This window comes from Pseudomonas onubensis (genome assembly GCF_965653655.1).
Lineage (GTDB): Bacteria > Pseudomonadota > Gammaproteobacteria > Pseudomonadales > Pseudomonadaceae > Aquipseudomonas.
In genome coordinates this window covers 1-12832 of sequence record NZ_CBFHAZ010000016.1, presented here as the reverse complement: position 1 = coordinate 12832, position 12832 = coordinate 1, and the positions used below count along the sequence as shown (strand labels likewise).

Sequence of the window (12832 nt, the reverse complement as noted above, 5' to 3'; positions counted from 1 at the left end):
TCCCACATTTGACCGGGTTCCAACTTTGGAATGCAGTCGAATGTGGGAGCGGGCTTGCTCGCGAAGGGGCCATCAGCCCCTACGCAAAAGCCTGTTCAAGCGCCACACCGGCCCCGGTCAACCCGGAATACGGCGCCGTCACCAACCACACCGGAATGCCTTTGAAGTAGTCGCTCATGCAGCCTTTGTCGCTGAAACTCTTGGCGAAACCACTGTTGATAAAGAAGTCGGCAAACCTCGGAATCACCCCACCCACGATGTACACACCACCACGCCCACCGGTGGTCAGCACGTTGTTACCGGCCACACGGCCCAGCCAGATACTGAACTGGTTCAACACTTCCATGGCCACCGCGTCGCCAGCCAGGCCCGCTGCCGTAATGGCTTCGGGCGTGTCCAGCAACGGCGTGTGCCCGTCGACCGCACAAATGGCGCGGTATACACGGGGCAGGCCGCCACCGCTCAAAGCGGTCTCGGCGCTGACGTGGCCAATCTCGCTGTAGATGTGCTGCCACAGCTGGGTTTCACGCGGGCTGCTCAGCGGCAGGTCGACATGGCCGCCCTCCCCCGGCAGCGCCGCATAACGGCCTTCGCCCAAGTCCAGCAAGGTACCGACGCCAAGGCCCGTGCCCGGGCCGATCACCACGGCTGGGCGCAACGGCTCCGGCGTACCTTGGCAGACCACGCGAAACTCATCGGGTTTGAGCCGCGTCATACCCAGGGCCATGGCCGTGAAGTCATTGACCAGCAGCAATTCATCGACCTGCAAGGTTTTGCAAAACGCAGTTTTGCTCAGCCGCCAGTGATTGTTGGTGAATTTAAATTCATCGCCACTCACCGGCCCGGCCACCGACAGGCACACCGCGCCGATGTCCCCGATTTCCAGGCCTTCTTCCTTGAGGTACACCTTGATGGCTTCCTCAGGGCTATGGTGATCCGCCGTGGCATGCACGCGGATCGAGTGCAGTTCCTGATCCCGCCACAACGCAAAACGGGCGTTGGTACCACCAATGTCACCGACCAGCGCAAGCTTCACTTAAGCGTCTCCAAGGCAGAGGTAAAGGCGCTGGCGCCCTGCTCTGCGGAGCTTGCGGCCAAGCGCATAAATGCAAACAGCTCGCGACCGGCCCCCACGTTGTTGCCCAACAGGCCCGTGGCAGGCGTGCGCGCTGCAAATTCTTCGGCGTCCACCTTAAGCTCCAGGGTGCCCTTCACGCCATCGACGCGAATGATATCGCCATCTTTGACCCGCGCCAGCGGCCCGCCGCTCTGGGCTTCGGGGTTGACATGAATCGCGGCGGGGATCTTACCCGAGGCGCCGGACATACGCCCGTCTGTTACCAACGCGACTTTGAAGCCACGGTCCTGCAACACGCCGAGGAACGGCGTCATCTTGTGCAGTTCGGGCATGCCGTTGGAGCGCGGCCCCTGGAAGCGCATCACAGCAACGAAATCTTTTTCCAGTTGGCCTGCCTTGAACGCGTCGGCCAAATCCTGCTGATCCTGGAACACCACCGCCGGTGCTTCAACGATCTGATGCTCCGGCGCCACGGCCGAAACCTTCATCACGCCACGGCCGAGGTTGCCTTCCATCACGCGCAAGCCGCCTTCGGGCGAGAACGCACGGGCTACGGGGCGCAGGATGGTTTCGTCGAGGCTTTCGATCGGGCCGTCGCGCCAGATCAGTTCGCCGTCGACCAGGAACGGTTCCTGGGTGTAACGGCTCAGGCCCTTGCCTGCCACGGTGTTCACATCTTCGTGGAGCAAGCCGGCTTCAAGCAGTTCACGGATCAGGAACGACATGCCGCCCGCTGCCTGGAAGTGGTTGATGTCGGCCTTGCCGTTTGGATACACGTGGGACAGGGTCGGCACCACCTCGGAGAGGTCGGCCATGTCCTGCCAGGTGAGGATGATGCCCGCCGACATGGCGATGGCCGGCATGTGCAGGGTGTGGTTGGTGGAACCACCGGTCGCATTGAGGGCGACGATGGAGTTGACGATGGACTTCTCGTCGACGATTTCGCCAATCGGCGTGAAGTCGCCGCTGGCTTTGGTCAGGCGCGTGACCTGGTGCGCGGCCTCGCGGGTCAGCGCATCGCGCAGCGGCGTGTACGGGTTGACGAACGATGCGCCCGGCAGGTGCAGGCCCATCACTTCCATCAGCAACTGGTTGGTGTTGGCGGTGCCGTAGAAGGTGCAGGTGCCGGGGCTGTGGTAGGACTTCATCTCCGATTCCAGCAGCTCTTCGCGGCTGGCTTTGCCTTCGGCATAACGCTGGCGCACGTCGGCTTTCTGCTTGTTGGAAATGCCCGACGGCATAGGGCCACCCGGCACGAAGATCATTGGCAGATGGCCGTAACGCAGCGCGCCCATCATCAGGCCCGGCACGATCTTGTCGCAGATGCCCAGCATCAGTGCGGCATCGAACATGTTGTGGGACAGCGCTACCGCCGTCGACATGGCGATGACTTCGCGGCTCAGCAGGCTCAGCTCCATGCCCGGCTCGCCTTGGGTCACGCCGTCGCACATGGCGGGCGTGCCGCCGGCGAACTGGCCGACCGAGCCGACTTCGCGCAGGGCTTTCTTGATCTGTTCAGGGAAATGCTCGTACGGCTGGTGCGCCGAGAGCATGTCGTTATATGAGGAAACAATTGCCACGTTGGCGGCATTCATCATGCGCAGACTATTTTTATCTTCAGTGCCGCAACCGGCCACGCCGTGGGCAAAGTTGGCGCATTGCAGCTTACCGCGCATCGGGCCGTCGCTGGCCGCGCCGCGAATGAGCGCAAGGTATGCCTCGCGGGTTGCACGGCTGCGGGCGATAAGCCGTTCGGTGACCTCAATAACGCGGGGATGCATGTGTAGAACTCCAGGCTAACGGATATGGCGACCCTCGTTCCTATGCTGATCAAACGCCCGCAGCTCATGGGATGGCAGGGTGTCGTTTGCATCATCGGACCAGTTGATTCAGGTCACTCGTTGTAGATTGAACAAAATATTGCCACTAAAAAGGCTTGTTTTCTATTTTTATGCGAATAATCTTGTAATTCTTACAACAAATCGACGACAGGCACTTTCCAATGACTCTTCGTATCGCAATCAATGGTTTTGGCCGTATCGGCCGTAATGTCCTGCGCGCACTGTATACCCAAGGCTATCGCCAGGATTTGCAGATCGTCGCCATCAATGATCTGGGCGACAGCTCGATCAATGCCCACCTGCTCAAATACGACACCGTACACGGCACTTTCGAAGCAGAGGTCGCCCACGATCAGGAAAGCCTGACCGTCAATGGTGACCGGATCGCCGTCAGTGCCATTCGTAACCCGGCCGACTTGCCATGGGCTGCGCACAAGATCGATGTGGTATTCGAGTGCACCGGTCTGTTCACCGACCGCGACAAGGCTGCCGCCCATATTACCGCCGGTGCGCGCAAGGTGATCATCTCGGCCCCGGCCAAAGGCGCCGACGCCACCGTGGTTTACGGGGTAAACCATGACATTTTGCGTCAATCCCACCAGATCATCTCCAACGCTTCGTGCACCACCAACTGCCTGGCGCCTGTGGCTCAGGTGCTGCACCGCGAACTGGGCATCGAAAGCGGCCTGATGACCACCATTCACGCCTACACCAATGACCAGAACCTGACCGACGTGTACCACACGGACCCGTACCGCGCGCGTTCGGCCACCCAGAACATGATCCCGAGCAAGACCGGCGCCGCCGAAGCGGTCGGCCTGGTACTGCCGGAACTCGCGGGCAAGCTGACCGGCATGGCCGTGCGCGTGCCGGTGATCAACGTGTCGTTGGTGGACCTCACCGTAACCCTGAAAAAAGAAGCCACGGCCGAGCAGGTCAATGCGCTGCTCAAAGACGCCAGCCAGCACTCGAAAATCCTCGGCTACAACACCCTGCCGCTGGTGTCGAGCGACTTCAACCATAACCCACTGTCGTCGATTTTCGATGCCAACCACACCAAGGTCAGTGGCAAGTTGCTCAAAGTGCTGGCCTGGTACGACAACGAATGGGGCTTCTCCAACCGTATGCTGGATAACTGCCTGGCGCTGTGCAACGCCGAGTAATTTCCAATGTGGGAGCGGGCTTGCTCGCGAAGGCGGCGGCTCAGTTGGCATATTTGTTGACTGATGCACCGCATTCGCGAGCAAGCCCGCTCCCACATGGGTTTTGTGCACCTCCTTGCACCTATGCAGGCTCAACGAAATAGCCACTTGCCATTTGAGTTGATGATAAGCATTATCATTAACTGCAAACCGGTCTGGTATCACTGTGAGCCAATCTCGCTTCAACCAAGTCTTTCTCACCCAACGGGTGATTCTGCTACGCACTCTGCAGCGGATGGTGAATAACCACAGCACCGCCGAGGACCTGTTGCAGGAAACCTACCTGCGCGTTACCCGGGCGCTCAGCGAGCGGCCGATCGACCACCTCGAACCCTTCGTCTACCAAACCGCGCGCAATCTGGCGCTGGACCACCTGCGCTCGCGCCGCATCCAGGCCCGAACACTGCAGGAAGATGTGCCACTGGACGTGCTGCAGAGCGTCGTCGCGCCGATCAGCACACCCGAAGACGCCACCCAGGCTGAGCAATTGCTCGAACACCTGAGCGTCAGCCTCGGCCAGTTGAGCGCCCGCCAGCAGCAGATTTTCATCCTCAGCCGGCTGCATGGCTGCAGCTACCAGGAGATTGCCGATCAGTTGCAAGTGTCCTTGAGCACGGTGCAAAAGGAACTGAAATTGATCATGGCCATCTGTGTAGGAGTGGCCGAACGGCTGGATCAGCCTTAAGCTTCACCCGACAGAGGTGTCGACCCAGGCTGTAGGAAAGATGAATAGAACGTGGCGAAGACCCGAGGAACACCGTGACGGACCCGAATAAACTGCGCCCCCATGAGCTGGCTCATGAGGTGTTGCAAGACACGGCCATGGACCAAGCCCTCGACTGGCTGATCGCCTTGCAATGCCCGCAACCCGGGCAGCAAGCCGAGTTTGATGCCTGGCTGGCCAGCGACCCGGCGCACCTGCTCGCCTTCAGCAAGGCCCAAGCCGCTTGGGGCGGCGCGCCGGTACACAGCGCCGCCGTGGCCTTGGCAGTGCCGCGCAAGCCCAGTGCGTGGCGGCGTATCAAACCGCATTGGAAACCCTTGGCTACCGCCGCCGTGCTGCTTATCGGCCTGTTCAGCTTCAGCAATCTGCCGGTGCGCCTGCAGGCCGACCACCTCACGGTGGTGGGTGAGCGCCAGCGTCTGCAATTGGATGACGGCTCCAAAGTGTTGCTGAACACCAACTCGGCGTTTTCCAGCAACATCAAGGATCATCAGCGCGTCGCCCGCCTCTATCAAGGCGAAGCTTTTTTTGAGGTGGCGCCCAGCCGTGGCCTGCCGTTGGAAATCGACGCCGGCCCGGTGCGTGCCAGCGTGCGCGACACCGATTTCGCCGTGCGTTACCTCAATGGCGAAGCCCAGGTGCAGGTGCAGCGCGGCGACGTAGACTTGAGCAATACCTTTGACGATGCCCGCGTGCGCCTGAGCGCCGGTGAGAGTATCCGCATCGGCCCCAAAGGCTTCGGCCAACCGGCCAAACTGGATGCCGGTAAAGACCTGGCGTGGGTCCAGGGCCGCCTGGTATTCGAAAACTGCCCGATGAGCGAAGTGCTCGCCGAGTTGCGTCGCTATTACCCAGGCTGGATCGTCAACACCAACGACAAGCTCGCAAGCGTGGCCGTCACCGGCAATTACCGCCTCGACCAACCGCTGGATGTGGTGCGCTCCCTGGCGCACATCACCTCGGCCAAGCTCTCGGAATACCCGGCGCTGGTCATCTTGAACTAAATGAGAATTATTTTTACTCGATAATCACCGGTGGTTCGTCTCGTTATAGCCAATGCAACTGATTCCTATTTGATTCGGTTCGCAACTATAAGATTCGTATCCCCGGAGCGCTCTCGATGTCCTCTCGTTTCAACCGCCGGTCCTCATCGCCCGTCCTGTCGCTGCTAACCGCCGCCATCCTGCTGGCCAGTGCGCCGGTGATGGCCGCGACTGCCGTCGAACCTGCCGCGCGCAGCCACGGCAATTACAGTTTCAGTATCGAACAGCAGCCCTTGGTGTCGGCGTTGAATGCCTTTACCAGCGTGACCGGCTGGCAAGTCGGCCTGCCGGCAGAACTGGGCCAGGGTGTGTCGTCCCCCGGCGTAAGCGGCGCACTCTCGCCGGAGAAAGCCCTGGACCGGCTGTTGCTGGGCACCAACCTGAGCTACCGCAAGCTGGGCAATAACAACATCGTGCTGGAAAAGCGCCCGGCCGGCAGCACGCTCAACCTGCAACAGGTGACCATCAGCGCCACCCGCAGCGAGCAGGACGTCAACAGCGTGCCAAGCACCGTCACGGTGCATGCGCGTGAAGAGCTGGACCGCCAGAACGTGAATACCATCCGTGAACTGGTGCGTTACGAGCCCAACGTGTCGGTGGGCGGCGCAGGTACCCGCGCCAGCAACGCCGGCTACAACATTCGCGGCATCGACGGCGACCGCATACTCACCCAGGTGGACGGCGTGGAAGTGCCGGACAACTTCTTCAACGGCCCTTACGCCAAGACCCGTCGCAACTACGTCGACCCGGAAATCGTCAAGCGCGTCGAGATCCTGCGCGGCCCGGCCTCGGCCCTGTACGGCAGCAGCGCCATCGGCGGCGCGGTGAGCTACTTCACCCTCGACCCGGACGACATCATCAAGCCCGGCCAGGACGTCGGCGCCCGCCTCAAAACCGGCTACAGCTCCGCCGACGACAGCTGGCTGACCTCTGGCACCGTCGCCGGCCGCGTGCAGGACTTCGACGGCTTGCTGCACCTGAGCCAGCGCAATGGCCATGAAATGGAGTCCTACGACGGCAACAACGCCACCGGCCTGGCCCGCACCGGCGCCAACCCGGAAGATGCGCGCACCACCAATATCCTGGCCAAAATGGGCTGGAATTATGGCAATGACAATCGGCTGGGATTGACCTACGAGAAGTTCAAGGATGATCGCGACGTCGACTTGAAGAACGCGGTCGGCGGCCCGTTCATCGGTGGTCGCGGAATGAATCTGTACCGCGCTCGCTCGGGTAACGACACCATCACCCGTGAGCGCTTCGGCATCGAAAACCGCTTCGCCCTCGACTCGCCGATTGCCGATCAGATCAAGACCAGCCTTAATTACCAGATCGCCAAGACCGACCAGACCACCGCCGAAATCTACCAAGCAGGTCGTCGCGTCATGCGTACCCGTGACACCCTGTACGAAGAAAAACAGTGGGTGTTCGACGCACAGCTGGACAAGGCGTTCAGCCTCGGTGAAACCGATCACCAAGTGACTTACGGCACCACCCTCAAGCAGCAGAAAGTCAGCGGCTCGCGCGAAGGCTCGGCCTACTGCCTCGCCGTCGGCTCAGGCTGCACAGCCGTCGGCGCGCCCAGCCCGTCTGCCGGCGACAGCGTGAAAAAGTCCAGCGACTTCCCGGACCCGACCATCAACACCTACTCGCTGTTCGCCCAGGACCAGATCAGCTGGGACAAATGGACCTTCCTGCCTGCCGTGCGTTATGACTACACCCGGCTCAAGCCCAAGCTGACCCAGGAATTCCTCAACACCGTGAACCCGACCGGCGCCTACCCGGTCAGCGACAAAGAAAAAACCTGGCACCGCGTCACGCCAAAATTCGGCCTGACCTATGCGCTGACCGATCAGTACACCTGGTTCGGCCAATACGCCGAGGGCTTCCGTACTCCATCGGCCAAGGCGCTTTATGGCCGCTTTGAAAACCTCAACCTGGGCTACACCGTCGAGCCAAACCCGAACCTCAAGCCGGAAACCAGCAAGGGCATCGAGACCGGGATTCGTGGCCAGTTCGATGAGGGCTCCTTCGACATCGCGGTGTTCTACAACAAGTACCGCGACTTTATCGACGAAGACGCCTCGGTCGCCGGCGGCGATATCCAAACCTTCGAAGCCAATAACATCAAGCACGCCACCATCAAGGGGATTGAAGCCAAAGGCCGTCTGAACCTCGACGCGTTCGGCGCACCACAAGGCCTCTACACCCAGGGTTCGGTGGGCTACACCTACGGTCGCAACGACGACAACGGCGAGCCGCTCAACAGCGTCAACCCGCTTAAAGGCGTATTCGGCCTGGGCTACGAGCAAGAGCAATACGGCGCGCTGGTCAGCTGGACGCTGGTGAAGAAACAGAACCGTGTCGACAGCACCACCTTCCACGCACCGGATGGCAGCACCAGCGCGCCGTTCAAGACCCCAGGCTTTGGCATTGTCGACCTCACCGGCTTCTACAAAGTCACCAGCGACGTGACCATCAACGGCGGCCTCTACAACCTCACCGACAAGAAGTACTGGAACTGGGATGACGTGCGCAGCTACGACGGCGTCGGCGAAGCCGGCGTGACCGCGCCCGCCAACCTCGACCGCCTGACCCAGCCGGGTCGCAACTTCGCGATCAACCTGATCTGGGACATCTGACCGCCGTTCTCACCTCGCCGCGCTTTATCAGCGGCGAGGTGAGGTTTTTTTACTGTGCCGCGTCTTCTTGTTCGTCTAGTTGATAACAGCTCTCTTTTGAGCACCCAGGCGCTCCCCTTCTCAAGGATTTTTTCGATGACCGCTTCTCCTACCGCAGAACGCCCAAGCCTGCGCTCTCAGCGCCTGAACCAGATCACCCACGCGCCACACACCAAGCTCGACGCGCTGGTCAAAGCCCACGCGCCGTTTGATACCCCAGCCAACTTCGCGCGTTTTGTGGTGGCGCAGTACCTGTTCCAGTCGGAACTGGTGGCGCTGTACAACGACCCCGAGCTGATCAAGATTGTCCCGGACCTGGCCGCACGCTGCCGCGCCGACGCCGCCAAGCTGGACCTGGCCGACCTGGAAACCGACGTGCCTGCACCGGTTGCCGGCGCCGTGAAGAACCCGAGCAAAGCCGAAGCCCTGGGCTGGTTGTTCGTGTCCGAAGGCTCCAAGCTGGGCGCGGCGTTCCTGATCAAGCGCGCCGTGGGCCTGGGCCTGAGCGAAACCTTCGGTGCCCGTCACCTCGGCGAGCCGGCCGGTGGCCGCGCAGAAGGCTGGAAGAGCTTCACCCGCACCCTCGACGGCCTGGAATTCAGCGCTGAAGAAGAAGCGGCGGTGGAGAAAGGTGCAATCGATGCGTTTGTGCGCTTCACCGTACTGCTGGAACAGGCGTACGCTAGCGCCCCTGAACTGGCGTAACACTTGAATTGAAATGCAATCAAATGTGGGAGCGGGCTTGTTGTGGCGAGCAAGCTTGCTTGCGCTGGGGTGCGAAGCGCCCCCAAAAAGCCGACTCCAGCTACGCTGTCGAACGGGAGCAAGCTCCCTCGCCACAACAAGCCCGCTCCCACATTTAAATTTTATTCCAGGCTGAATCTTCCTCGACTTCGCAAACAACCATGACCGGCAAAACCCAATCCACCTCAAAAATCGCCCAGCTGCTCTTCGGCCTGCTGGCCTACGTCAGCCTGGGCATTGGGCTGGTGGCGATTGTCATACCGGGTTTGCCCACCACCGAATTCATCCTGCTGGCCGCCTGGGCTGCGACTAAAAGTTCGCCGCGCCTCAGCGCCTGGCTGGAAAACCACCGGCTGTTCGGGCCGATTCTGTTCAACTGGCGCAATGGCAAGATCATCGCGCGCCGGGCCAAAGTCAGCGCCACCGTGAGCATGTTGCTGTGTGCCCTGCTGATGCTGGTGATGCTCGATCACGGCTGGCCGATCTACCTGGCGATTGCCGGGATGAGCCTGGGCAACCTGTGGATCTGGTCACGCCCCGAACGGCTTGCAGCCCCCGTATAACGCGGCGCGTAGTCTTTTTCCTACCGCTCATCGCCTTTCCCTCATGAAACATCCCGTTACGCCGATGTTCCGGACATAGCGCCGAATGGACTTGGCTCGCCCTGCTTGCATTTCAACAAGTCCAATCGCGAGTGAACCTATGTTCGACACCCTCTCCATCCGCTTGAAAATCGTGCTGCTGTCGGGCCTTTGCCTCTTGGGGGTAATCGCGCTGATCGTCGGCATCAACCTCTACGAGGCCGATCAGAACAACCGCCTGGTCAGTGATTCAAGCTCGCGAATGCTCACTAACAGTGTGCAGAACCTGTTGCAGGCCAAGGCCGGCGAACAAGCGGTGCAACTGCAGAAAACCTTTGGCGAAAGCCTGGTAGTGATAACCGCGCTGGCCGATCACGTCAAAGACCTGCGTGCCCTTGCAAACAAACGAGCGCTGGAGCCCGGCGCATTGCGAGAAGAGCTCAACCAGAGTGTCAAAACCGCCTTTGAGCGCAACAGCAAGGTACTGGGCATCTGGCTGTCATTCGAACCCAATGGCCTGGATGGCAAAGACAGCGACTTCGTCAACGACAAAACCCGCGTCTCCAATGAAAAAGGCCGTTTCTCCAGTTACTGGAGCCGCGCTGGCGGCGAAGGCCTGAACACCGTGATGGTCGAGGATGACCTGACCAAAACCACCCTCAACCTCAGCGGCACGCCCTACAACGTCTGGTACACCTGCCCACGGGATACGCGCGCGGTGTGCCTGCTCGACCCGTATTCCGATGAAGTGGCCGGCAAGCAGGTGCTGATGACCACTATTTCGCTGCCGCTGATCGTCGACGGCAAAGTCATTGGTGTGGTCGGTATCGACCTGGCCTTGAATGCTTTGCAAGCCGCCACCGACGCGGCGCAAAAAGACCTGTTCAACGGTGCCGGCTACCTGGAAATTCTTTCCAGTACCGGCCTGATTGCCGCCTTCAGTGGCCAGCCGGACAAGGTCGGTAAAAACCTGATTGACACCATCGGCGCCGAAGGCAAAGACATCGTGCAACTACTGGCCAGTGACACGCGCATGATCCGCGAACAGGACGACACGATTCGCGCCGTGTATCCAGTCAAACCGATTGCCGAGGCCAAATCCTGGGGCGTGGTGATCAAGCTGCCCAAGGATGTCATGCTCGCCGACGCTTTGAAACTGCAAGGCATACTCGATAAAGCTCAAAATGCCTCCACGCTCAAAGCCTTGCTGGTCGGCGCCGCCGCTGCCCTGCTCGGCCTGCTGCTGATCTGGCTGACCGCCACCGGCGTGACCCGCCCGATCAACACCGTTGCGGCGATGCTCAAGAACATCGCCAGCGGCGAAGGCGACCTCACCCAGCGCCTGGCCTACGCCAAGAAGGACGAACTGGGCGAGTTGGCAAACTGGTTCAACCGCTTCCTCGACAAGCTGCAACCGACCATTGCGCAGATCAAGCAGAGCATCACCGAAGCCCGTGGCACGGCGGACCAGTCTTCAGCCATTGCCCGCCAGACCAGCGAAGGCATGCAGGTGCAGTTCCGCGAGATCGACCAGGTGGCCACCGCCTCCAACGAGATGAGCGCCACCGCCCATGATGTGGCCAACAGCGCCTCCAACGCTGCCAGCGCCGCCCGTGGCGCGGACCAGTCGGCGCGCGACGGCATGTCGATCATCGAGCAGAGCACCCGCGACATCACCACCTTGGCCGAAGAAGTCAGCAAGGCCGTGACCGAAGTTGAAGCGCTGGCGGTCAACAGCGAACAGATCGGCTCGGTGCTCGAAGTGATCCGCAGCATTGCCGAGCAGACCAACCTGCTGGCGCTGAACGCCGCCATCGAAGCCGCACGCGCCGGGGAAAGCGGGCGTGGGTTTGCGGTAGTGGCCGACGAGGTGCGCAACCTGGCCAAACGTACCCAGGACTCAGTAGAAGAAATTCGCCTGGTGATCGAGCGCATCCAGAGCGGCACCCGTGGCGTGGTGGCGACCATGCATTCCAGCCAGCAACAAGCCCAGAGCAATGCCGGGCAGATCCATCAAGCGGTGCAGGCGTTGGGCAAGATCAGCGATGCGGTGACGGTGATCAGCGACATGAACCTGCAGATCGCCAGCGCCGCCGAACAACAGAGCGCCGTGGCCGAAGAGGTCAACCGCAACGTCTCGGCGATCCGCACCGTGACCGAAACCCTCACCGGCCAGGCCACCGAGTCGGCGGCCATCAGCAGCCAACTGAATGCGCTGGCGACCCAGCAGATGAAGTTGATGGATCAGTTCAAGGTATAAACCCGATTTTCAAAACAATGAAGATCCCGTGTGGGAGCTGGCTTGCCTGCGATAGCGGTGGGTCAGCCGATGCATCTGTGGCTGATGTGTACATATCCGTTGCTGCGGTAACGGCGTCTTATGGTTCCGCTCTTACAGCGGGTCACTTTTGGAAAGACCCAAAAGTAACCAAAAAGTCTTCGCCCCAACACTCGGTGCCTCGCTATGGCTCGGCATGCCCGTAATCCGCCAGTGATTTGGGGGGCCGCCGCGATGGGCCATCCTTGGCCCAGCGCGGCTAAACCGGCATCCCTGCCGGTTTACCCCCCAAATCACTGGCGAATTGCGGCCATCGTGTTTGACGGGGCGATTTCAGATCAAGATCAAAAGCGCAGATCAAAAGACCGCCGACTTCGTCATCGAAAAGGATGTAAGAGCCAGAGCAAAGCAGACCTCATCGTCAAGACTGCACCCGGTCTAATGTGGGAGCTGGCTTGCCTGCGATGGCATCAACTCGGTGTGCCTGATGTACCGAGGTGCCTGCACCGCAGGCAAGCCAGCTCCCACAGAAAAGCAGCTCTTCAGTGCCTGCAAATCCGCAGCCGATCTCATATTCAAAACTGCATGCGGTCAACTGTGGGAGCGGGCTTGCTCGCGAATGCGGTGGGTCAGTTACAGATGAATTGACTGATACACCGC

Annotated in this window: 9 protein-coding genes; 7 read left to right on the top strand and 2 right to left on the bottom strand. The window is 60.6% G+C overall.

The features are described 5' to 3' along the window. Window positions 1-79: 79 nt before the first annotated feature. Window positions 80-1036, bottom strand: coding sequence for a glucokinase (locus ACTD9P_RS08150; protein WP_438867303.1), 957 nt, complete (start codon window positions 1034-1036; stop codon window positions 80-82). After that, window positions 1033-2859 (bottom strand): phosphogluconate dehydratase, encoded by a 1827-nt coding sequence (gene edd / locus ACTD9P_RS08145; RefSeq protein ID WP_122527253.1) that lies wholly within the window; start codon window positions 2857-2859, stop codon window positions 1033-1035. The genes ACTD9P_RS08150 and edd overlap by 4 nt, the downstream gene beginning before the upstream one ends. A gap of 221 nt (window positions 2860-3080) precedes the next feature. Between edd and gap the strand changes: the two genes are divergently transcribed. The 7 genes from gap to ACTD9P_RS08110 all read left to right on the top strand — a co-directional run bounded on the left by gap (window position 3081) and on the right by ACTD9P_RS08110 (window position 12154). Next, window positions 3081-4082, top strand: a complete 1002-nt coding sequence (gene gap / locus ACTD9P_RS08140; protein ID WP_138814009.1) for a type I glyceraldehyde-3-phosphate dehydrogenase — start codon at window positions 3081-3083, stop codon at window positions 4080-4082. 205 nt (window positions 4083-4287) lie between these two features. Continuing rightward, on the top strand, window positions 4288-4806 hold the full coding sequence (locus tag ACTD9P_RS08135) for an RNA polymerase sigma factor (protein ID WP_200433061.1): 519 nt from the start codon (window positions 4288-4290) through the stop codon (window positions 4804-4806). A gap of 74 nt (window positions 4807-4880) precedes the next feature. Then, entirely contained in the window at window positions 4881-5849 is a 969-nt protein-coding gene (locus ACTD9P_RS08130) for a FecR family protein (RefSeq protein WP_438867302.1), read from the top strand. A gap of 116 nt (window positions 5850-5965) precedes the next feature. Next, on the top strand, window positions 5966-8530 hold the full coding sequence (locus tag ACTD9P_RS08125; protein ID WP_438867301.1) for a TonB-dependent receptor: 2565 nt from the start codon (window positions 5966-5968) through the stop codon (window positions 8528-8530). Window positions 8531-8665: 135 nt separating this feature from the next. Continuing rightward, the gene (locus tag ACTD9P_RS08120; RefSeq protein WP_438867300.1) at window positions 8666-9274 is read left to right on the top strand and encodes a biliverdin-producing heme oxygenase; all 609 of its coding nucleotides are present in this window, start codon (window positions 8666-8668) and stop codon (window positions 9272-9274) included. A gap of 200 nt (window positions 9275-9474) precedes the next feature. After that, window positions 9475-9876 (top strand): YbaN family protein, encoded by a 402-nt coding sequence (locus tag ACTD9P_RS08115; protein WP_305455350.1) that lies wholly within the window; start codon window positions 9475-9477, stop codon window positions 9874-9876. Window positions 9877-10015: 139 nt separating this feature from the next. After that, window positions 10016-12154 carry a methyl-accepting chemotaxis protein gene (locus ACTD9P_RS08110; protein ID WP_438867299.1) on the top strand — a complete coding sequence of 713 codons (2139 nt, stop codon included), beginning with the start codon at window positions 10016-10018 and terminating at the stop codon, window positions 12152-12154. The last annotated feature ends 678 nt before the right edge of the window (window positions 12155-12832 follow it).

What these genes read in the sequence shown, in the direction of transcription:
- gap (WP_138814009.1), top strand. Translation starts at nt 3,081, where the DNA reads ATGACTCTTCGTATCGCAATCAATGGTTTTGGCCGTATCGGCCGTAAT.
- edd (WP_122527253.1), bottom strand. Translation starts at nt 2,859, where the DNA reads ATGCATCCCCGCGTTATTGAGGTCACCGAACGGCTTATCGCCCGCAGC.
- ACTD9P_RS08110 (WP_438867299.1), top strand. Translation starts at nt 10,016, where the DNA reads ATGTTCGACACCCTCTCCATCCGCTTGAAAATCGTGCTGCTGTCGGGC.
- ACTD9P_RS08120 (WP_438867300.1), top strand. Translation starts at nt 8,666, where the DNA reads ATGACCGCTTCTCCTACCGCAGAACGCCCAAGCCTGCGCTCTCAGCGC.
- ACTD9P_RS08125 (WP_438867301.1), top strand. Translation starts at nt 5,966, where the DNA reads ATGTCCTCTCGTTTCAACCGCCGGTCCTCATCGCCCGTCCTGTCGCTG.
- ACTD9P_RS08115 (WP_305455350.1), top strand. Translation starts at nt 9,475, where the DNA reads ATGACCGGCAAAACCCAATCCACCTCAAAAATCGCCCAGCTGCTCTTC.